The organism is Roseovarius sp. E0-M6, assembly GCF_037083845.1.
Classification (GTDB): Bacteria; Pseudomonadota; Alphaproteobacteria; order Rhodobacterales; family Rhodobacteraceae; genus Roseovarius.
Map to the genome: position 1 here is coordinate 66,861 of NZ_JBAPLA010000007.1, position 21,305 is coordinate 88,165.

General features: G+C 61.1%; 20 protein-coding genes and 1 pseudogene. 12 read left to right on the top strand and 9 right to left on the bottom strand.

All coding sequences use genetic code 11. From position 1 onward, the window contains the following. Nucleotides 1-95 precede the first annotated feature (95 nt). From V8359_RS15660 to V8359_RS15675, 4 genes are all read left to right on the top strand, one after another. Nucleotides 96-986, top strand: coding sequence for a CPBP family intramembrane glutamic endopeptidase (locus V8359_RS15660; protein ID WP_336430006.1), 891 nt, complete (start codon nt 96-98; stop codon nt 984-986). Between the two features lie 81 nt (nt 987-1,067). Next, nucleotides 1,068-2,033, top strand: coding sequence for an acetyl-CoA carboxylase, carboxyltransferase subunit beta (gene accD / locus V8359_RS15665; RefSeq protein WP_336430007.1), 966 nt, complete (start codon nt 1,068-1,070; stop codon nt 2,031-2,033). Beyond that, nucleotides 2,030-3,304 carry a bifunctional folylpolyglutamate synthase/dihydrofolate synthase gene (locus V8359_RS15670; protein ID WP_336430008.1) on the top strand — a complete coding sequence of 425 codons (1,275 nt, stop codon included), beginning with the start codon at nt 2,030-2,032 and terminating at the stop codon, nt 3,302-3,304. The genes accD and V8359_RS15670 overlap by 4 nt, the downstream gene beginning before the upstream one ends. A gap of 243 nt (nt 3,305-3,547) precedes the next feature. Continuing rightward, nucleotides 3,548-4,264, top strand: a complete 717-nt coding sequence (locus V8359_RS15675) for a LysM peptidoglycan-binding domain-containing protein (protein WP_336430009.1) — start codon at nt 3,548-3,550, stop codon at nt 4,262-4,264. A gap of 91 nt (nt 4,265-4,355) precedes the next feature. Here the strand turns inward: V8359_RS15675 and truA are convergent, their stop codons facing one another. Beyond that, entirely contained in the window at nt 4,356-5,129 is a 774-nt protein-coding gene (truA, locus tag V8359_RS15680; RefSeq protein ID WP_336430010.1) for a tRNA pseudouridine(38-40) synthase TruA, read from the bottom strand. A 168-nt stretch (nt 5,130-5,297) separates the two neighbouring features. Here truA and V8359_RS15685 point away from each other — a divergent pair, with 168 nt between their 5' ends. Together V8359_RS15685 and V8359_RS15690 are read left to right on the top strand one after the other, a co-directional pair. Continuing rightward, the gene (locus V8359_RS15685; RefSeq protein ID WP_336430162.1) at nt 5,298-6,713 is read left to right on the top strand and encodes a YcjX family protein; all 1,416 of its coding nucleotides are present in this window, start codon (nt 5,298-5,300) and stop codon (nt 6,711-6,713) included. Further along, nucleotides 6,710-7,729 carry a YcjF family protein gene (locus tag V8359_RS15690; protein WP_336430011.1) on the top strand — a complete coding sequence of 340 codons (1,020 nt, stop codon included), beginning with the start codon at nt 6,710-6,712 and terminating at the stop codon, nt 7,727-7,729. Before V8359_RS15685 ends, V8359_RS15690 begins: the two co-directional genes overlap by 4 nt. Before the next feature lie 8 nt (nt 7,730-7,737). Here the strand turns inward: V8359_RS15690 and V8359_RS15695 are convergent, their stop codons facing one another. The 6 genes and pseudogenes from V8359_RS15695 to V8359_RS15720 all read right to left on the bottom strand — a co-directional run bounded on the left by V8359_RS15695 (nt 7,738) and on the right by V8359_RS15720 (nt 12,953). Continuing rightward, nucleotides 7,738-8,115 (bottom strand): DUF2237 family protein, encoded by a 378-nt coding sequence (locus V8359_RS15695; RefSeq protein ID WP_336430012.1) that lies wholly within the window; start codon nt 8,113-8,115, stop codon nt 7,738-7,740. Nucleotides 8,116-8,165: 50 nt separating this feature from the next. Next, nucleotides 8,166-9,329, bottom strand: a pseudogene (locus V8359_RS15700) (serine hydrolase domain-containing protein). Between the two features lie 121 nt (nt 9,330-9,450). Then, nucleotides 9,451-10,146: an aminoacyl-tRNA hydrolase gene (pth, locus tag V8359_RS15705; RefSeq protein ID WP_336430013.1), complete on the bottom strand. Its 696-nt coding sequence runs from the start codon at nt 10,144-10,146 to the stop codon at nt 9,451-9,453. A gap of 125 nt (nt 10,147-10,271) precedes the next feature. Continuing rightward, nucleotides 10,272-10,967 carry a 50S ribosomal protein L25/general stress protein Ctc gene (locus tag V8359_RS15710; RefSeq protein ID WP_336430014.1) on the bottom strand — a complete coding sequence of 232 codons (696 nt, stop codon included), beginning with the start codon at nt 10,965-10,967 and terminating at the stop codon, nt 10,272-10,274. Nucleotides 10,968-11,170: 203 nt separating this feature from the next. Next, nucleotides 11,171-12,346: an alpha-hydroxy acid oxidase gene (locus V8359_RS15715; protein WP_336430015.1), complete on the bottom strand. Its 1,176-nt coding sequence runs from the start codon at nt 12,344-12,346 to the stop codon at nt 11,171-11,173. Nucleotides 12,347-12,449: 103 nt separating this feature from the next. Further along, nucleotides 12,450-12,953, bottom strand: coding sequence for a TlpA family protein disulfide reductase (locus V8359_RS15720; protein ID WP_336430163.1), 504 nt, complete (start codon nt 12,951-12,953; stop codon nt 12,450-12,452). 147 nt (nt 12,954-13,100) lie between these two features. On the opposite strand from V8359_RS15720, the gene argH reads away from it, so the two are divergent. The 5 genes from argH to V8359_RS15745 all read left to right on the top strand — a co-directional run bounded on the left by argH (nt 13,101) and on the right by V8359_RS15745 (nt 18,750). Next, on the top strand, nt 13,101-14,492 hold the full coding sequence (argH, locus tag V8359_RS15725; RefSeq protein WP_336430016.1) for an argininosuccinate lyase: 1,392 nt from the start codon (nt 13,101-13,103) through the stop codon (nt 14,490-14,492). Beyond that, complete coding sequence (locus V8359_RS15730) at nt 14,489-14,692, top strand: hypothetical protein (RefSeq protein ID WP_336430017.1); 204 nt, start codon at nt 14,489-14,491, stop codon at nt 14,690-14,692. The genes argH and V8359_RS15730 overlap by 4 nt, the downstream gene beginning before the upstream one ends. Beyond that, a complete protein-coding gene (locus tag V8359_RS15735) occupies nt 14,689-14,790 on the top strand; it encodes a DUF2834 domain-containing protein (RefSeq protein ID WP_336430018.1) in 102 nt (33 codons plus the stop codon). Before V8359_RS15730 ends, V8359_RS15735 begins: the two co-directional genes overlap by 4 nt. Before the next feature lie 65 nt (nt 14,791-14,855). Then, nucleotides 14,856-16,121 carry a diaminopimelate decarboxylase gene (gene lysA / locus V8359_RS15740; protein ID WP_336430019.1) on the top strand — a complete coding sequence of 422 codons (1,266 nt, stop codon included), beginning with the start codon at nt 14,856-14,858 and terminating at the stop codon, nt 16,119-16,121. Nucleotides 16,122-16,158: 37 nt separating this feature from the next. Beyond that, the gene (locus V8359_RS15745; protein ID WP_336430020.1) at nt 16,159-18,750 is read left to right on the top strand and encodes a TIGR02302 family protein; all 2,592 of its coding nucleotides are present in this window, start codon (nt 16,159-16,161) and stop codon (nt 18,748-18,750) included. Nucleotides 18,751-18,937: 187 nt separating this feature from the next. Here the strand turns inward: V8359_RS15745 and V8359_RS15750 are convergent, their stop codons facing one another. Continuing rightward, nucleotides 18,938-19,291, bottom strand: a complete 354-nt coding sequence (locus tag V8359_RS15750) for a YrhK family protein (RefSeq protein WP_336430021.1) — start codon at nt 19,289-19,291, stop codon at nt 18,938-18,940. Between the two features lie 173 nt (nt 19,292-19,464). Here V8359_RS15750 and V8359_RS15755 point away from each other — a divergent pair, with 173 nt between their 5' ends. Continuing rightward, nucleotides 19,465-20,121: a hypothetical protein gene (locus tag V8359_RS15755; protein ID WP_336430022.1), complete on the top strand. Its 657-nt coding sequence runs from the start codon at nt 19,465-19,467 to the stop codon at nt 20,119-20,121. Nucleotides 20,122-20,182: 61 nt separating this feature from the next. Here the strand turns inward: V8359_RS15755 and pheS are convergent, their stop codons facing one another. Continuing rightward, nucleotides 20,183-21,256, bottom strand: a complete 1,074-nt coding sequence (pheS, locus tag V8359_RS15760; RefSeq protein WP_336430023.1) for a phenylalanine--tRNA ligase subunit alpha — start codon at nt 21,254-21,256, stop codon at nt 20,183-20,185. Nucleotides 21,257-21,305 lie beyond the last annotated feature (49 nt).

Genomic DNA, 21,305 nt, shown 5'->3' on the forward strand with positions numbered 1-21,305 from the left:
CAAGCCCGAGATCAAAGCCAAAAGATCATCCCGGTACACCGTTTCCCACGCTAAGTGTGATTGTCGCCCCGCGACCCCTGATCTATCGTCGCGCCATGTCATATGCCCCCTATGAAACATTGATCGCCGCCGCGCGGGAAAAGACAACACCCGTCCGGCTTGTCCTTGGTGTCGCTCTCCTGGCACCGATCAGCATGATCCTTTCAGCCTTTGTCCTCGGCTTTTTGATCGGCGCATTGGGGTTTGCCGGAGGAGATGATGAGGCCATGGGCGCTGTCCTCAACGGGCGCAGTGCGCAGGCCGTGTTGCTGCTTTTGTTCAGTTTTACGGGGTATATCTTGGCTCTGGCCATTGTGCTGAGGCTCGTTCACGGACGCCATCTTGCCGGTTTGATCGGCCCTGCGCCACTGACCCTTGATCAGGGGAGGCGCGTCTTCCTGGCCGTGGCCGCTTTCCTCGTCGTCTTCGTCTTGGTTCCCGCCGGGGAAGGGTTTGCCCTGACCCGTCAGCACGCGTTCGGAGAATGGGTCATATTCCTTCTACCGGCGCTGGGCGGCATTCTGGTTCAGGTCTCTGCCGAAGAGTTGGTCTTTCGCGGGTATTTCCAAAGCCACCTTGCCGCACTTGTGCGCAATCCGCTGATCTGGATGGGTGCCCCGGCACTTCTTTTCGGGCTTCTGCATTACGACGTGCGCACATATGGCGACAATGCTTGGCTGATCGTGCTGTGGGCCATCGGGTTCGGACTGGCCGCCGCGGATATCACCGCGCGCGCCGGAACACTGGGCCCTGCGATCGCAATGCATGTGGCCAACAATGCTCTGGCGTTTCTGATCGCGGCGCCCGAAGGTTACCTCGACGGGCTGGCGCTCTATACCTATGATTTTCCGATCCGCGATTCCTCGCGTGTGCTTGAGTGGTTGCCACAAGAGGCTTTGGCAACCTTGTGCATGTGGCTTTGCGCGCGACTGGTGCTGCGCAGGTGACGAAACCCATGCGCGGAATTGCAATCCGTAGTCTTGCGGCTTATGTGCAGGGACAGCGAAAACGACAGGAACAGTGCCCCGATGAACTGGATCACAAACTATGTGCGCCCGCGCATCAATTCGATCTTCTCGCGCCGCGAGATGCCGGAAAACCTGTGGTCCAAATGCGAAGGGTGCGGCACGATGCTTTTCCATCGTGAACTGACGGACAATCTACAAGTCTGCACAAGCTGTGGTCATCATATGCAGATCACGCCGCGCGCACGGTTTCAGGGGCTCTTCGATGGCGGCGTTTTCGCCGAGGTCGAAGTGCCGCAACCAACCACAGATCCCCTGCATTTTCGGGATCAAAAAAAATACCCGGACCGCATGAAAGCCGCGCAAAGAGCCACAGGCGAGAAGGAAGCAATGCTGGTCGCCACAGGTGAAATCGGTCGCACCCCGATTGTGGCCGCGGCGCAGGACTTCTCGTTCATGGGCGGCTCGATGGGGATGTATGTCGGCAACGCGATCATCGCCGCCGCGCAGGAAGCGGTAAAGCTCAAGCGCCCGCTCGTCCTGTTTTCCGCCGCCGGCGGCGCGCGCATGCAAGAGGGCATCCTCAGCCTGATGCAGATGCCCCGCACCACGGTCGCGGTGCAAATGCTGCGCGAAGTCGGGCTACCTTATATCGTTGTGCTGACTCATCCTACGACGGGCGGTGTCACGGCATCATATGCCATGCTGGGCGATGTTCATATCGCCGAACCGAATGCGCTGATCTGTTTCGCCGGGCCACGTGTGATCGAACAGACCATTCGCGAAAAGCTCCCCGAAGGGTTTCAGCGCGCCGAGTATCTTCTGGACCACGGCATGCTTGACCGAGTGACCCCGCGCACCGAGATGCGGGACGAGTTGATCACAATCACCCGAATGCTTCTGGGTCTGCCGCCTGCGGTCAAGGGCGATCTACCTGCGCCCGAAGCGGAGACAGGTGACGAGGACGCGAAACTCCCCGTCGAGGCGGAGAAGGCGGAAGAAGAACCCGCCAAGCAATCGCAGAAATGAACGCGGATACCTCGGACGTCATTCTTGACCGGATGATGTCACTACACCCCAAAATCATCGACCTTACGCTTGACCGGGTTTGGCGCCTTCTTGATGCGCTGGGCAATCCTCAAAACGATCTGCCTCCGGTCATCCATCTGGCGGGCACCAACGGCAAGGGGTCGACACAGGCCATGATCCGCGCCGGCCTCGAAGCGGCGGGTCAGCGGGTGCATGCCTATACCTCACCGCATCTCGCGCGCTTTCATGAACGTATCCGGCTGGCCGGGGCGTTGATTTCCGAGGACGATCTCACTGCGGTTCTCGATGAATGCTACGCGGCCAATGGTGGCCAAAGCATCACCTATTTCGAAATCACGACCTGCGCCGCAATTCTGGCCATGGCCCGAACTCCTGCTGAATTCACCCTTCTTGAGGTGGGGCTGGGCGGGCGGCTCGACGCGACAAATGTCATTGATCAGCCGACTCTGACGGTGATCACGCCCATTTCGGTGGACCATGAGCAGTTCCTTGGCGATACGCTGGCCAAGATCGCGGGCGAGAAAGCGGGCATCATCAAGCGTAACGTGCCTTGTGTGGTGGGCCGCCAACAGGATGAGGCGATGGCGGTGATCGAAGATCGCGCCGCGCGGCTGACTGCGCCCCTTATCGCCCATTCTCAGCACTGGCACGTCAGCGAAGAGCGGGGCAGGCTCGTCTTTCAGGACGAGACCGGGCTTGCCGATCTCCCCCTGCCCAACCTTCCCGGCGCCCATCAGATCGAGAACGCGGGCGCGGCGCTCGCGGCCTTGCGCCATCTTGGCTTCGATCACGCCGCGCAGGAGGCCGCCGTTTCGCGCGCAAGCTGGCCTGCGCGCATGCAGCGCCTTGCGCATGGCCCCTTGGTCGATGCCGCACCCAAGGCGGAAATCTGGCTCGACGGTGGTCACAACGCCGCCGCGGGCGAGGCTTTGGGCCGCCATCTGGGCGGTTTGCCCGCGCGTCCCACCTATCTCGTTTGCGGTATGCTCAACACCAAGGATGTGACCGGCTATCTTCGTCCGCTTGCCGCGCAGGCAAGGCACCTGACCGCGATATCAATTCCCGGTGAGGCGAATACCCTGCCCGCCGAGGTGACCGCCGCCGCCGCACAAGCCGTGGCGCTTTCGGCCGATACGGCCGCTTCGGCGCAGGATGCGATCGCACGGATCGCAGAGAAAACACCCGATGCGCGCATCCTGATCTGTGGATCGTTGTATCTGGCAGGAGCGATCTTGCGCGAAAACGGCTGATTTCCTGCCGATTCGCGAAAAAAGCCAGATCAGCCCGGAAAACGAATCACTTTATGTTGACCGATTCGCAGTGATTCGCCTATATCTGGACTGAGCAGTCACAGCGCCGCTGCCGTAAGGCGATAAGGGCGCAACGACATTGGGGGACAGCGGGACCGTGACACGGGTCTCATTTCAGCCGCAGGCTTATCTGCTTTCGCGTGACCCATCACGCGACTCCAGCGCAAAAGCGCGGGGTCAGGAATGATACGTATCGTATTGATCACCGCCGCGTTTTTCAGTGTCACAATTGTCCTTCTCGTTGTGCAACCCGGCCCTGATCCTCGCGCACCTTTGATGCCTGAAGGCGAGATGGACGTGACACGGGCAGATGCGGGTGTGGACTTGGCGGTCACCGCCAATAAATCGCTGGATCGTGCCACCATAGAACCTGAGACAGTCAATGACGACGACGCGCTCGGGTTTGGTCTGATGGACGGCCTTTCGGATCAGCCGGCGGAGCCCGGTCGGACCGAAAACCGGGCCGACGGCATCATCGCCAGCCTCGGAAACGCGGCGATCAACCAGGGCAATGCCAAGGTCGTATCGTCACAGGGCGAAAAGCCCGAGTTGGAACTCATGGTCATCCGCGCTTTGAATCAGGGACAGTCCGAGGATTACATCGACGCGTTGGTCAACCATGCCGCAAGCGCGGGCACGGTGGATGTGCCCCGCAACCTGATCACCGTGGATGGCAGGGTGGATACCACCGCGCTTCTTTCGGTGCTGGGACCGCAAAGCGCGGGCCCCGGTCCGGGTCGTGACTACGAAGTCGAGGCCGGGGACACATTGGCTTCAATCGCCTATCGGTTCTATGGGTCGACGGCGATGCAAACTGAGATTTTCGATGCCAACAAGGACAAGATCAGTTCGCCGAACAATATTCGTGCGGGCCTGACACTTGTGCTTCCGGCAAAATGACGGGCGAGCGATAACGAGCAGCAGCCAGAAATCCTACCGGACCACGTGGCAGGAATGATTGAGGGGCCGAACCAACGGCCCCCTTTCATTTTCAAGACCCCGCAAACGGATCCACAGGATAGGTCACCCCGGCAAGATAAAGTCCCTGCGGTGGACAGACAGGGCCACAGGCCGCACGGTTCCGCGCCTCAAGCGCGGCTTTCACATCATCGGGGCGCGAACTTCCGGCCCCCACGCGCTCGAGCGTTCCTACAAAGCTTCGCACTTGATTGTGCAGAAACGACCGCGCGCGCAGAGCAAAACGAAGCTCCGGTCCGGCGTGGGTCTCATGCGCCGTGATCTCCAGCATATCGAGTGTTTTCACCGGGCTGGCCGCCTGACAGATCGTGGAGCGGAATGTCGTGAAGTCATGCGTTCCAATCAGATGCGCGGCGCCTTCGCGCATCGCTTCGAGGTCAAGCTGACGGGGCACGCGCCACACCAGACCGCGCTCATGGGTTTCCGGGGCACGCCGCATGAGAAGGCGGAACATATATCGTCTCTCAAGGGCGGAAAACCGGGCATGCCAGTCATCGGCGACATGCGCACAGGCAACGATCGCCACAGGGTCGGGCTTGAGATGATGGTTGAGCGCTTCCGAAAGGCGAAATGGGCTCCAGTCACGAGTTAGATCGCAATGCGCCACTTGGGCAAGCGCATGCACGCCGGTGTCGGTCCGGCCTGCGGCGGCGATGCTGTGCGGTCCGGGCTCAAGCCGCGAGAGTGCTGTCTCGATGGCGCCCTGAACCGATGGCTGCGCCTTTTGCCGCTGCCATCCCGAAAAGGGCGCGCCATGGTATTCGACTTTCAGAGCATATCTGGGCATGAAGGGCGATTAGCCGAAATCACGACAAGGGCCAAGAACCTTCGTCAAAGACGGTCTGCACTGGAATGCAGGGCCGCAGACCGCTAAATCGGTTTGAGAGGGGTTCGGGTGCCGGCATTTCGCGAAATGCCTCACACCGAGGCCGACAAGCAAAAGGGGGCAGGTGGTTTGGTCATCACCACGCTGGCAGACAACCTTACCCGTGGGTTCGAGACCTTCGGCGACACCGTGTCCGAGTCGCTGTTTGAGCCCGTGATTCGCTTGGGGGTGACCGGCCTCTCGCGCGCGGGCAAGACGGTGTTCATCACATCATTGGTGGCCAACCTGATGGACCGGGGGCGGATGCCGGGCCTTCTTGCCGCCAGCGAGGGGCGCATTTCGGCGGCCTTTCTTCAGCCGCAGCCAAACGATGCGGTGCCCCGTTTCGACTATGAGACCCATCTCGCGGCCCTCACCGCGCCCAAGCCGCACTGGCCGGACAGCACACGTGCCATTTCCGAGCTGCGCCTGTCGCTTCGAGTTCGCCCATCGGGTTTGCTTTCGGGCTTCACCGGGCCACGCACCGTTCACATAGACATCGGGGATTATCCGGGCGAATGGCTGCTTGATCTGTCGCTGATGGACAAAGGCTATGCGCAATGGTCCGAAACCGTCCTCACCGCGCTTCGCAAGCGTGAGGATGCGGCGGATTTTGTCGACAAGGCCGGCTCAGCCGAGGCGGATGCGACATGGACAGAGCCACAGATCAAGTCGCTCGCGGCGTCCTATACGGACACCCTACACGCCGGGCGCGCGGCGGGTCTGTCGGGCCTTACCCCGGGGCGGTTCCTTCTGCCGGGGGAAAAGGAAGGCTCCCCCGCGCTGACCTTCGCGCCATTGCCGCCGCTTGAACGCCCCGCACGCGGTAGTCTGTGGCGGGAAATGGAGCGGCGCTACAACGCCTATAAACGTGAGATTGTGACGCCTTTCTTTCGCGATCACTTCTCAAGGATCGACCGGCAGATCGTTTTGGTCGATGCACTGAGCGCCATTCATGCAGGGCCGCCTGCGGTGGCAGATCTGCAATCCACCATGACGGACGTTCTCGGGGCTTTTCGGCCCGGCACAAACGCTTTCCTGTCTCGTCTCTTTGTGGGACGGCGGGTCGAGAAAGTCCTGTTTGCTGCGACCAAGGCCGACCACTTGCATCACACGCAGCATGCCCGCCTGACCGAGATCATCGAGGCACTGACACGTGAAGCCCGCAACCGGGCGGATTTCGCCGGGGCCGAGACGGGGGGCATGGCCATCGCCGCTCTTAGGGCCACCGTCGAGGAAACGCGCGAGCACAAGGGGCAGCCGCTCGATTGCGTGCGCGGTAAATTGCTGGACAGTGGGCGACAGGCGGCCTTCTATCCTGGTGAGTTGCCCGAGAACCCGCAATCGCTTCTTGGTGCCGCGCAATCGGGGGCAACGACTTGGCTTGATGCTGACTATGAGATCATGAAATTCGCCCCCGCCCCGCTCAGCCTGCGACCGGGGGAGGGGCCGCCACACATCCGGCTCGATCGGGCGGCGCAATTTCTGTTGGGGGACCGCCTGTGACCGATGATCGCCCTGCCGCTCGTGGCCCTGTCCTCTTCGATGTCGATGCGGACAGCGCAAAGGCATCCCCCGATCCGGCCAGCGCGCCCCCGGTGCCCGAACCCGAGCAACCCGAACCGCAAGGGCGCGCGATGCAGACGGTGGCGACCATCGCCGCGCGCAAGCCGTCAAGGCTGGGGCAACTGTTCTGGGGGCTTTTGCTGAGTATTCTGGGGGTTGCGCTCTCGGTTGCGGCTTGGGATTTCGCCACGGCGCTGTTAGAGCGCTCACCGCTTCTGGGGTATGCTGTAACGGGTCTCATCGGTGCGCTGCTTGTGGTGCTTCTGGTCATCGCACTGCGCGAGATGGCCGCGTTTTCCCGCCTTAGACGCATGGACCGCTTGCACCATATGGCCGAGGCCGCGCTAATCGATGCCGACCTCAAAGCGGCACGCGACGTGGTGGGCCGGATCGACGCGCTCTATGCGCATCGCGAGGATATGCGCTGGAGCCGGGAACGTCTTGCCGAACGTCAGGGTGATCAGTTCGATGCCGAGGCGCTTCTCGGGCTGGCCGAGGCCGAACTGATGACACCCCTCGACGCCGCCGCCCGAGTTGAAATCGAGGCCGCCGCCCGTCAGGTGGCCACGGTCACGGCGGTCGTTCCCTTGGCGCTCGCGGATGTGGTGGCGGCGCTCACCTCGAACCTGCGCATGATCCGCCGCGTGGCCGAGATTTACGGCGGCCGTTCTGGCACACTCGGAAGCTGGCGCCTTACGCGGGCCGTGATGACACATCTCGTGGCCACCGGGGCAGTGGCCATCGGCGACGACCTGATCAGTTCGGTTGCCGGTGGTGGCGTCCTGTCCAAGGTTTCGCGCCGCTTTGGCGAGGGGGTGGTAAATGGCGCACTGACCGCGCGTGTCGGCGTGGCCGCGATGGAGGTGTGCCGCCCTATGCCCTTTGCCCGGATCAAACGCCCGTCGGTTTCCGGCCTTGTGAAACGTGCGCTTACGGGGCTATTCGGCTCGGGCTGAACACGCCGCTATTCGTGGGCGTGCGTCTTGAGGACATGCAGTGGAACGATCTCGAGTGCGCGCTTGTGCGTGGCATCCAGATACACCTTCGGCGCGCAGCCTTCGTCATGTGCCTGTAGAAACCGCGCGGCACAGAGGCACCAGCTATCGCCGGGCTGCAAGCCGGCGAAATTGAATTCGGGCCGTGGTGTGCTCAGGTCGTTCCCGACATATTTGGAATAGGCCAGAAACTCGGCCGTCATGACCGCGCATACCGTATGACTGCCCTGATCCTCGTCACAGGTATTGCAGTGGCCGTCACGGAAAAATCCGGTGACCGGGTCGTTTTCCGAACACGGAAGAAGCGGCGCATCCAACACATTGACAGCGGGATCTTTTGCAAACATGACACTCTCCTTGCTCATGAGGATAACCCGCTGAGGCTGTGCCGCAAGGGTCAGAGTGATGCAGCGATATTCCGGAACATGTCGACATTCTGCTGAGCAATGCCCGGCGCGCGAAAATCACGGTCGGCGGCGGTGGTCACGATCACCACGTCGCGGGTCTGATCGACATAGATGTACTGCCCATAGATACCCCGTGCCATGAATTGTCAGGGTTTCGATCCTGCGGGTATCCACCATTGATAGCCATAGCCGATGGCGCCGTCCTCCGTTGGGGCCGTGGCTTCTGTCGATGCGCGCACCCAGTCGGCGGGCACGATCTGTTCACCGTCAAATCGTCCCTCTTGTTCGTACATGAGGCCAAAACGCGCATAGTCTCGCGTGGTCAGGTTCAGTCCGCCCAGAACGAATGCCACCCCGACACCATCGGTGATGTAATAGGGCGTAGCCTCGAGCCCCAGTGGCGCGATAACCTTTTCTGACAAGAGCTGTGGCACATCCTGACCGGTGGCGCCGCGCACGACCATGCCGATGACATGCGTGTCGATCGAGACATATTGCCAGGTCTGGCCGGGCTCCGCGAAAGTCTCGGTCAGACCGGCGGCAAATCCATCCATCGTCCCACCCAGAGCAAGCACACGGCCCATGCGATTGATGTCGGAATTGAAATCGAGATAGTCCTCGTCGAAAGTTACTCCGCTCGCCATGTTCAGGACGTCTCTCAGGCGCGTGCCGTCATAAGCACTGCCGCGCAACTCCGGCGCGTATTCGGTTACCGGATCATCCAGCGACGCGATGGCGCCCTCCTCGATCAGTATCCCCACGAGCGCCGAAAGAAAACTTTTCGCAACGGACCAGGAAATCCGCTTGTCGCCCGGTTCAGTCTCAAGGTGATAGCTTTCGTGAACGATCCGCCCTTCGTGCAGCACGAGCAGAGATGTCACGGACCGGTCCCGAATCCAGGCTGTCGTTTGGGATGGAAGCTCTGCCTCTGGACCCATTGGAAGGTGTGAGGCGTCACTGCTCCCGCGCGGTACATCGCGGGTCAGGAACATCGTGTTCATGGAAGAGAAGTTTTCGACGATTTTGTCTTCGGAAAACAGCGAATTGACGGCAAGCAGGCGGCCAATCTCCTCGCGCTTCCAGATGCCGACAGCGATAATCGCGAGCCCCAGAACGATCAGGATTCGAGACAGCCATTTCATAAAAACCCGCATACCCGCACTCCCTCTGAGGTCCAGCAAAGCACCGGTTACGCGCCACGACAAGGTTGACGCGGCGTCGCGGGCCTCAAGCGTTCCACCTTTAACCCGAGACATCAGCCAAAGGCGAAACGCTTCAGCGAAACTTATCCACGAGTTTCTGTAACGGGCTACGCTCATCCTCTTCGGGGGCTGCGGGGCCGGCGGGTTTCTCTGCCTCGGTGCCTGTCTCTGGCGTGGGTTTCTTACCCGTCGAAGGGCGGGGCGGGGCCACCCGTTGTGCAACCGCGTTCAGAAACCTGTCCGATGCACCCTCGGCCAGATGCGGGGCGCCGTCGGCGATGCCGCGTAGCAGATCGTCGAGCCAATCCTGATCACCACGTGCGAAATCATGCAGAACATATTGCGCCACAAGTTCCTTGCGTCCCGGATGTCCGATGCCAAGGCGCACACGTTGATACTCGGGGCCGAGATGCTGATGGAGCGAGCGTAGGCCGTTATGCCCCGCGTGCCCGCCCCCCTGTTTTACCCGCACCTTGCCGGGCACAAGATCAAGTTCGTCGTGAAAAACCGTTATGTCTTCGGGCGCTAGCTTGTAAAAGCGCATCGCCTCGCCCACGGACTGACCGGAGAGGTTCATGAATGTCTCGGGTTTGATAAGCAGCACTTTTTCAGACCCAAGACGCCCCTCGCTCACCTGCCCCTGAAAGCGCGATTTCCATGGTCCAAACCCGTGATCGGATGCGATCCGATCGACCGCCATGAACCCGATATTGTGCCGGTTCTGGGCATATTTCGCACCGGGATTTCCCAAACCAGCAAAGATCAGCATCCGACAGCCCTCAGGTTTCTCTGGCTTCGGTCTAAGCCGCAGGGAGGCCGGAATCAACCTCGCGCCGCGCAACGAAAAACGCGGCCCCGGCGGGACCGCGTTCAATCTGTCTGCGTCAGACCTGCTTAGCTGTTGCTGCCTTCGGCGGGCTGGCCATCGGCATCGGTTTCGATGTCGGCGTCCTGATTGATGACCTCGACGTCATCGGCGTCAACCTCGTCTTCCTCGGCTTCCTGCGACGCCAGGCTCGACGGAGCGGAGACGTTGCAGATCACGAAGTCACGGTCGGTGATCGTGGGGCGGCTGCCATCGGGAAGCGTCACCTGCGAAATGGTGATCGTATCGCCGATATTCTCAAGCGTGCTCAGGTCGACGGTGATCGATTCGGGGATGTCACCCGCAGTCACGATCAGTTCGACTTCGTTGCGCACCACGTTGAGAACGCCGCCCTTGCGCAGGGCCTCACACTCTTCCTCGTTCTGGAAGTCCACACCGATGAACAGGTTGATCTTGGTCGTGCGGCGTAGTCGCATCAGGTCAAGATGTGTTGGAAGGTCTTTGACCACGTCGCGCTGCACATCGCGGCAGATCACGCGCACATCGTCATGGCCATCAACCTTGAGGTTGAACAGGGTCGACTTGAAGCGACCGGCCTTGAGCCTTTTGATCAACGTGTTGTACTGAATGTTGATCGGCAGCGGGTCCACGTCACCACCGAAAACGATTCCCGGAACCATGCCTTCGCGGCGTGCAGCACGAGCGGCGCCCTTGCCCGTCCCCGTGCGTTCCTGGGCGTGAAGATCAGGAATTGATCCAGCCATTTTATCTCTCCATATGCAAAGGCGGGGCTCCTCCAAGGCTGTAGCCCCGCGTGAAGCCGTGCCTTTATGAGATTTTAGCGAGAATGGAAAGAGGGAAAGTCAAACCCGAACGCTGTCGGTGCCCTGTTTTGAATGTCGCGAAAGCACGGGATTGCGGTGTTATCCGCCAAAGACCGGTCCGCGCCCATGCGAAATGTCCTGCCTCATAGGTTTGGCTCGTGCCATCCGTCCGAAAAGCCCTTGGGCACCATCAGGATGTCGCGGTCCACGGTCGTGATGTCCCGATGTCCGCAAAACGCCATGGAAACATCAAGTTCCTTGTGGATCACCTCAAGCGCCTTGGTGACGCCCGCTTCTCCCATCGCCCCCAACCCATAGACGAAAGCCCGTCCGATATACGTGCCCTTGGCGCCCAGTGCGACAGCCTTGAGCACATCCTGCCCCGAACGGATACCGCTGTCGAAATGCACTTCGATCTTGTCGCCCACCGCGTCCAGTATGCGCGGCAGGGCGCGGATCGAGCTGAGCGCACCGTCAAGCTGCCGACCGCCATGGTTGGAGACGATGATCGCATCGGCGCCGACATTCAACGCTTCGCGCGCATCGCGTTCGTCGATGATTCCCTTGATGATCAGCGGGCCGTCCCACATGCGGCGAAACTGTCGGATGCGATCCCAATCAAGGGATTCATCAAACGCTTCGGCCGTCCATGACGAAAGTGAGGACGGGTCGGTCACCCCCGAGGCGTGCCCTACAATATTGCCGAAGAAGCGCCGCTTCGTGCCAAGCATGCCAAGACCCCAATGCGCCTTGGTCATCATGTTGGCCACGGATTTCGCCGTCAGTTTGGGCGGGGCGCTCAGCCCGTTCTTGAGATCCTTGTGGCGTTGCCCCAACACTTGCAGGTCTACGGTGATCACGGCGGCCGAACACTTGGCCGCCTTCGCCCGATCAAAGAGACGTTGCATAAAATCGTCGTCCTTGAGCGTGTAAACTTGAAACCAGAAGGGTTTGGTCGTGTGCTCGGCCACGTCCTCGATCGAACAGATCGACATGGTGGAGAGCGTGAAGGGCACGCCGAAATTTTCCGCCGCGCGTGCTGCCTTGATCTCCCCGTCGGCCGCCTGCATTCCGGTCAGCCCGACAGGCGCGAGGGCGACAGGCATGGACACGTCCTGTCCGATCATCTGGGTGGCGGTGGACCGTTCTGACATGTCCACCGCGACGCGCTGCCGTAGTAATATATCGGAGAAATCCGTGCTGTTGGCGCGAAAGGTCTGCTCGGTCCAGCTTCCGGATTCTGTGTAATCAAAAAACATCTTCGGCACACGGCGGCGGTAGATGCGTTTAAGATCGTCGATATGGGTTATGACGGGCATGGCGGCCTCACATTGGTTATGTTTCCTTACCAATCATTGAGGCATGTCGCAAGCGCCTGAGGGCCGCCCGGCGTGCTAACCGGGCCCTTGGAACCGTTAACCGTCAGGCCGGATTGTCGATCAACGCGCGCAACGCTGCGTTGGCGCTTTCGCTGTCCCATTCCGCGTCCCCCAGCATGCGCGCGATCTCGCGGCCCTCGGGGTCAAGCAGAACGGTCACCGGAAGGCCTGCCACACCCATCTCGCGGGCAAGCGCCTGTTTCGGGTCACGGTGAAGCGGCAGGTTATCTACGCCAATCTCATCGAAAAACGCGACCATCGCCGGTGGCGGGTTGCGGCCGGTGGCAATGGTGACAACCTCGAACGCCTCACCGCCAAGGTCGGATTGCAGCCCGGCAAGCATCGGCATTTCCTTGCGGCAAGGCGCGCACCACGTGGCCCAGAAATTCACCAGCACGTGCTTGCCTTCATAAGCCTTCAGCGTGATCTCCTGTCCGTCCTTGGTCTGAAACGCCGTAGCGGGGACTGGCTTGGGCGCGCTGTGAAACCGCAACTTCTTCATCGAGCCGTCAAGCATCGCCTGAAGTTCTGCCGGATCATGGGCCATCGGCGCGCCGCTGTCTGCCTGCGGGTCCGAACCACCGCGCAGCGCGAGGAAACCCGCTGCTGCAATTGCACAGAGACCAACAGCGATATAGACGAGGGTGGAGCGTGACATGGGACGATCATTCCTTCTGCAATAAAGGGCCGGACGATGACGAAGAAGACCTCGAACCAGATGTGGGGCGGCCGTTTTGCCGACGGCCCGGATGCGATCATGGAAGCTATTAACGCCTCCATCGGGTTTGACAAGCGGATGGCCGAACAGGATATCCGCGGCAGCCGGGCGCACGCCGCGATGCTGGGCGCAACCGGTATCGTATCAGATAGCGACGCCGAGGCGATGCGGGAAGGGCTGCTCACGGTCTTGTCAGAGATCGAAGAAGGCCGCTTCGAGTTTTCGACCGCGCTTGAAGATATCCATATGAATGTCGAGCAGCGGCTGAAAGAGATCATCGGCGCGCCCGCGGGGCGCCTGCACACCGGGCGGTCGCGCAATGATCAGGTTGCCACCGATTTCCGCCTCTGGGTTCGCGATCAACTTGACGCCGCCGAGAGCGCGCTGACCCGGCTTTGTCAGGGCTTTCTTGCTCAGGCTGAGGCGGGCGCGGATTGGGTGATGCCGGGCTTTACCCACCTTCAGACCGCACAGCCGGTCACATGGGGTCATCACATGATGGCTTATGTCGAAATGTTCGGCCGCGATCTTTCGCGCGTGAGGGACGCACGGGGGCGCATGAACGAATGTCCCCTCGGCACCGCCGCGCTGGCCGGTACTTCCTTTCCGCTCGACCGTGACATGACGGCCAAGGAGCTGGGCTTCGACAGGCCGTGCGCCAACTCGCTCGATGCGGTCAGTGACCGGGATTTCGCGCTGGAATTCCTGAGTGTCGCCAGCATTTGTGCCATGCATCTGAGTCGCCTTGCCGAAGAACTTGTCATCTGGTCCAGCGCACAGTTCCGCTTTGTTGCCCTAAGCGACCGCTTTTCGACCGGGTCAAGCATCATGCCGCAGAAGAAAAACCCTGACGCGGCCGAGCTTATCCGGGCCAAGATCGGCCGCATTTTTGGGGCCAACGTGGCCCTGATGACGGTGATGAAAGGCCTGCCACTCGCATATTCCAAGGATATGCAGGAAGACAAGGAGCAGGTTTTCGATGCGGCTGATCATCTCATGCTGGCGCTTGCGGCGATGGACGGGATGGTGCGCGACATGACCGCCAACCGCGATGCGCTCGAAGCGGCGGCGGGAAGCGGGTTTTCCACCGCGACCGACCTTGCCGATTGGCTTGTGCGGGTGTTGGACATGCCCTTCCGCGAGGCGCATCACGTGACCGGCAGCCTTGTTGCTATGGCCGAGGGGCGTGGCGTCGATCTGCCGGATCTAAGCCTCGAAGACATGCAATCGGTGCATTCCGACATCACCGATGATATCTTCGATGTGTTAGGGGTGCATAATTCCGTGGCATCGCGCACCAGTTATGGCGGCACCGCACCCGAGCGCGTGCGCGAACAGGTGGCCCGATGGAAGGAGAAACTGGCATGAAAGCATTGCCTTTGATCTTGGTGGCGGGTTTCCTGACGGCCTGCGGTGCGGATGGGGATCCAACCTATCCCCGCGAACCTGTGTCGCCGCGCACCACGGTAGAAACCAACGTGGGTGTCGGCGACAGCGGGGTCAGTGGTGGCACAAGCGTCAGAACCACAACCGGCCCCTTTACCTTCGGCGTTGGAATCGGCCTTTGAAATCGCGTCTCCTCGGACTGGCGTTTTCAGCTACGTTCTATATTGGCGTGAGTTGCGGATCGCCGCTTTACCTTTACCTGAGGCTGCGCGGGCGTTAAGCGCGGTCACCAGAAATTCAGGTGAAGGCAGGGCGGGCGCGGACCGTTGTGCTTCGGGGGTGAGGATGGACCATTTTCTCTATCGTGACGGACGCTTGCACGCTGAGGACGTGCCGCTGGCCGAGATCGCGGCCGAAGTGGGCACACCGTTCTATGTCTATTCCACCGCGACCTTGACCCGGCACTTCCGGCTCTTTGATGAGGCGCTCGACGGGATGGAGCATCTCGTCTGCTATGCGATGAAAGCCGCGAGCAATCAGGCCATCATAAAAACATTGGCCGAGCTTGGAGCTGGGATGGATGTTGTTTCGGGCGGTGAATATACCCGCGCCAAGGCCGCGGGTGTTCCGGGGGATCGCATCGTCTTTTCCGGTGTGGGCAAGACCCGTGACGAGATGCGCATGGCACTTGAGGGCGGCATCCGACAGTTCAATGTCGAAAGCGAGGCCGAGATGGCCGCGCTTGACGAGGTGGCACAGGGCCTTGGCCTGCGCGCGCCCATCACGGTCCGGGTGAACCCGGATGTGGACGCGAAAACCCATGCCAAGATCGCCACCGGTAAATCCGAGAACAAGTTCGGTATTCCGATTTCGCGTGCGCGCGATGTTTACGCATTGGCGGCTGGCATGCCCGGTCTCGAAGTTGTCGGGATCGACGTGCATATCGGAAGCCAGATCACCGAGCTTGAGCCCTACCGGCTGGCTTATGAAAAAGTGGCCGAATTGACCGAGGCGCTGCGCGAAGATGGCCACGACATTCACAGGCTCGATCTGGGCGGGGGTCTTGGCATTCCTTACGAACGGGCCAACAGTGCGCCCCCCCTGCCGGTCGAATACGGTCAGCTTATCAAGGAAACGCTTGGCCATCTGGGCTGTGAGATCGAGATAGAACCGGGCCGGCTGGTGGCCGGAAACGCGGGGCTTCTGGTCAGTCGTGTGATCTATGTGAAGGCGGGCGAGGGGCGCGATTTCCTGATCCTAGACGCCGCTATGAACGATCTGATCCGCCCGGCGATGTATGACGCGTGGCACGATATCGTGCCGCTGGCCGAGCCCGCAGCGGGCATTGATCAGCGCGCCTACGACATCGTCGGCCCGGTCTGCGAGAGCGGCGACACCTTCGCCAAGGCCCGTATGATGCCCCCCCTGATCGAAGGCGATCTGGTGGCCTTCCGCAGTGCCGGAGCTTATGGCGCGGTGATGTCGAGCGAATACAACACGCGGCCCCTGGTGCCCGAGGTTCTGGTCCATGAGCATCAATTCGCCGTCATTCGGGCCCGCCCGACCTTTGACGAGATGATAAAACGCGATACCATCCCTGAATGGTTGTGATGCGGTGGTCGTGTCACGCCACGGCCCCTGAGGATTCATGACCGCACGCACGGACCTGCCTCGCCCATTGCTTCGCCAACTGCGCCGTCCACTCGCTTTGACATGGACGGGCATGTTGGCCGAACGGGTCTCGCGGGCCTTCTGGCCCGCGTGGAGCGTTCTCGCGCTCGGCATCGGTGCGCTCATGCTGGGCCTGCACGAAACCGCGCCGGTCGAGGTGGTGTGGGGCGCGCTCATCCTTATCACATTGGTGTTCTTGGTCTTTGCCGTGCTGGGCGCGCGCGCCTTTAGGTGGCCGCGCAGAGCTGATGCCTTGATGCGGATGGATGCCGTGATGCCGGGTCGCCCTCTGGCGGCGCTGACCGATGCGCAGGCGGTGGGACGCGGCGATGCCGCATCCGAAGCGCTCTGGCGGCTCCATCAGGAGCGTATGGCCGCGCGCGCCGCCGAAAGCCGGGCCGTGGAACCCGATCTCAAACTGTCGCGCCAAGATCCCTATGGTGTGCGGTATATTGCACTGCTGGCGTTGATGATCGCGGTTATCTTCGGTTCGGTGTGGCGCGTTGGAACTGTCGGTGACATCGCACCGGGCGACACGGCGCTCGCTCAGGGGCCCACATGGGAAGGATGGATCGAACCTCCGGCCTATACCGGCTTGCCCAGTCTTTACCTCGCCGATCAGGATGGCGCATTCAAAGCCCCGGAAGGAAGCCGGATCACATTGCGTTTTTACGGCGAGATAGGCGCGCTAAGCCTTTCGGAGACCGTTTCCGGCCGCACCGAAGATGTGGGTGCGGCAAGTGATCCTGAACAGAGCTTTACCCTCGCGCAAAGTGGTGAATTACGGGTTAACGGCCCGGATGACGTGGCGTGGGACGTCACGGTCATACCCGATACCGCTCCCGAAATCGACTTTGCCGAAGAAAGCGCGACAACTACATCCGAAGGCAACATGAGCCAACCCTTTGCGGCGCGCGATGACTATGGCGTGACCGGGGGGCAGGCCATCATCACTCTCGATCTGGCCGCAGTCGACCGCGACTATGGTCTGTCTGCGCCCCCTGAGGAACGTGATGCGATCATCCTTGATCTGCCGCTGCCGATCACCGGGGATCGCGCCGATTTCACCGAAACTCTGGTCGAGAACCTGTCACAGCACCCTTGGGCGCATCTGCCTGTCACCATGACGCTCGAGGCAGAGGACGACGTCGGGCAAACCGGCAAAAGCCCCGACAAATCAATGAGCTTGCCCGCGCGGCAATTCTTTGATCCGCTGGCCGCGGCGGTCATCGAGATGCGGCGCGATCTGCTTTGGACGCGCGAGAACGCGCCGCGCGTGGCACAGGTCTTGCGCGCTATGTCCTATCGTCCCGATGACACGACATTCAGGCCACGCTCGACCTATCTGCGGCTTCGTTTCATCCTGCGCAGGCTTGAAACTGCGCTCACGCTTGATGCGTTGACAACCGAGACCCAAGAGCGTCTGGCCAGCGCGATGTGGGATCTTGCTGTTTTGATCGAGGATGGCGACGTCGGAGACGCGCTCGAACGGATGCGGCAGGCACAGGAGCGTCTGAGCGAAGCGATGCGTAAAGGCGCGAGCGATGAAGACGTCGCCCGCCTCATGCAAGAGTTGCGCGAGGCGACCGAAGATTATCTGCGCCAGAAGATGCAGCAGGCGCAGCGCGAACAGGGTGAGGGCGCGGATCAGCCACAGCGGGACGGCAACCAGATGGAGCTGACCCAGCAGGATTTGCAGGACATGATGGACCGCATTCAGGAGTTGATGGAGCAAGGGCGTATGGCCGAAGCCCAGCAAGCTCTGGAGGAGTTTCAGCAGCTTATGGAGAACCTGCAAGTCACCGAAGGCCAGCAGGGCGAAGGCGGCTCGGAGGGGCAGCAGGCGATGGAAGGGCTGGCCGATACGCTGAGAGAACAGCAGGGCCTTTCGGATCAGGCGTTTCGCGACCTTCAGGAACAGTTCAACCCCGGCGCCAATGCGGGACAGTCAGGCCAGAACGAAGGCTATAGCGGCGGTGAGGGCCGAGGCGAAAGCCATGAGGGCCAGAACGGTCGCGGAAGCGGCAGTGGTGCCGAGCGCGGCGACGGCAGCCGGCCCCAAGCCGGTGAAGGACAGGGAGATGGCACTCTGGCCGAACGGCAAGAGGCGCTCCGGCGCGAACTTGAGCGTCAGCGCGGCAACCTGCCCGGCGGCGGAAGCGAGGCGGGTCAAGCCTCGCGCGAGGCGTTGGAGCGGGCGGATCGCGCCATGGAGGGTGCGGAAAATGCATTGCGAAACAATGATTTGTCCGAAGCCATCGATCAGCAATCACAGGCCATGGAGGCCCTGCGCGAAGGCATGAGAAACTTGGGCGAGGCCTTGGCCGAGAACCAGCCTCCCGGTGGCCAAGGTCAGGCTCAAGGCCGTGATGGCGGGCAGCAATCCGATCCGCTCGGACGGGCGCCGGGCCAAGGGCGGCATGCCGGCACACAAGAGAACCTGTTGCAGGGCGAAGACGTCTATCGGCGGGCGCGTGAGCTTCTTGACGAGATCCGCCGCCGGTCGGGCGAAGGAGACCGCCCCGAGGTCGAGAGAAACTATCTGCGCCGCTTGCTGGACCGTTTCTAAGCCAACTCGGCACAAAGGTTAACGCCCCGGACCCAACGTCGGTATTGCGTCGGTACCCGTGTCGGTATCACGTCGGTATCTTTGCGAACGGGAGATTGTTAATGCCCCGCTCGCAAACCCCCTGCCGTCGACGGAATAAGGGGGGTCAGATGTCGAACCTAAAGCGTTTCGCCTTTAACCTGAGGCATCAGCGAAAGGCGAAACGCGTGCAACGCCTGACTGTCGTGCTGCGTTTCGCGAAAATCTGTGATCCGGGTTTTTCGCGAAACGCTTTATCGGCCAGATCCTTGGCATCTCCGAGCGAGGCCAGCCGGATTTCGCGAAGAAGCCGCATCGTGGGCTTGAGACAGAAGAACAGCGACCCGATGATGAAAAACCACGCCGCCGTGATCTCGTATTCTTTCCACAGGAACAAAACCGACCCCACCAGAAAGCTTAGCGCGGCGAGAAAGGCGATGATCGTATCAAGGATCTCGAAGGCCGCGTAAATCCGGCGCGACTTGGCCGATTGGGTCTGATTGGACGCACGAAAAAGCTTCATCTGGTCACCTCGTTGATTCTGAACCCTCGGCGCCAAGCAACCGAAGGGAAGACGGGTTGGCAACCGCGTGCGTTATGAACCGGCCGCCCGGACCGTTGCTGCGATTTGGGGGACCGGCGCTTTCGTGCTATGATCGCCCGCATTCAAGACAACATATTTCGGGAGAGGGTTACATGAACACGCTGCGGGCCGTGGGCTTTTGCGCAATGCTTATGTTGGGTCTTGGGACACAGGCGTTGGCCGATTGTTTCGACTATCGCTCAGATGTTCATTCGACATGGGAAACGATCGGGAGTTTGAAAGAGAAGGGCACCGAAGAGATGCGCGGGCGCATAACCGAGGACACGCCGCAGGTGCGCAAGCGCGTCTGGGTGGGCAAGACGGATTTCATCGCCGTGCAGTTTTCGGGGAATTTTGAGCCGGTGATGGTCGTGACTCAGCCGGAAGAAGGCACGCCGCTGACCCAAGGATGGATGAAGGACGATGAGAACGGCAACAAGATTGCCGAAATGCATTACGCCGGTCGGTTGGGGCACAAGACGGGCGATGGTTGGGTGGATGTGGTGATACAGGCCCGCGATCCCGGCGCCGAGGGACGTTTCGGCATATGGATCGTATCGATCGTGGCCGAGAAAATGGAGTGCGATCCGAAATACTTGCCGTTTCAGGGCGGATTTGATTGTCAGGCTTGTGGACAGGCCTCTGTGCCGGTGCGCCCCGATTGTGGCGGCACGATCTGCAAGGCGGATGAATGCTGCCAGTTAATCTTCGGTGTGGTGGCGAATTGTCTCAAGGCGCAAGCGGACAGTAACGGAATGTGTCTGCCCTAAAGCGGTTCGCGAAACGCTTTAGGCTGTGACGAGCCCGTCGAAATCCCCTCGTGAAACCGACTCAGCGTGACAACCCGCCATGCAGCGTCGGCACGTCGAGCGCGCTAAAGCCGTAGTGCCGGAGCCAGCGCAGATCGCTGTCGAAGAACGCGCGCAGGTCGGGGATGCCGTATTTCAGCATCGCGATCCGGTCGATCCCCATGCCGAAGGCGAAGCCCTGCCATTCGTCAGGGTCGACATTGCCCGAGCGCAGGACATGCGGATGCACCATGCCTGAGCCAAGGATTTCGAGCCAGTCGTCGCCCTCGCCTACCTTGAGCGTGCCGCCCTCCCACGAACACCGGATATCGACCTCGGCCGAGGGTTCGGTGAACGGGAAATGCGAGGCGCGGAAGCGCAGCTCGACATTGTCCACCTCGAAGAAGGATTTCACGAACTCCTCGAGCACCCATTTCAGGTTCGCCATCGAGATGTCGCGGTCGATGGCGAGCCCCTCGACCTGATGGAACATTGGCGTGTGGGTCTGATCGTAGTCGGCGCGATACACACGGCCCGGCGCAATCACCCGGATCGGCGCGCCCTGATCCTGCATCGCGCGAATTTGCACCGGGGAGGTATGGGTGCGCAGGACATGCGGCGGGCGGTCGTCCCCCTCGGCGCGGTGGGTATAGAACGTGTCCATTTCGGCCCGCGCGGGATGGTGGCCGGGAATGTTGAGCGCGTCGAAATTATACCAGTCACTCTCGATCTGCGGGCCTTCGGCCACGGTAAAGCCCATGTCGGCAAAAATCGCCGTCACCTCTTCGGTGACTTGTGAAATCGGGTGGATCGTGCCCACGCGGCGGGGGCGCGACGGCAATGTCACATCAAGCCATTCGGCGCGCAGCCGTTCGTCAAGCGCGGCATCCGCAAGCGCCTGTTTCTTGGCCATGAGGGCCGAGTTGATCTCGTCCTTGAGGGCGTTCAGTTTGGGCCCGGCGACCTGACGTTCCTCGGGCGTCATGCGGCCCAGTTCGCGCATGGCGAGGCTGACTTCGCCCTTCTTGCCCACGGCCTGCACACGCAGGGTTTCAAGCGTGGCTTCGTCCGGGGCATCGGCGATAAGCCCGAGATACTTGTCGCGCAGGTCGTCCATGGCTGTGTGCCTCTTCGAATTCAGTCGTCGGTGACCTGCTAAAGGCTGG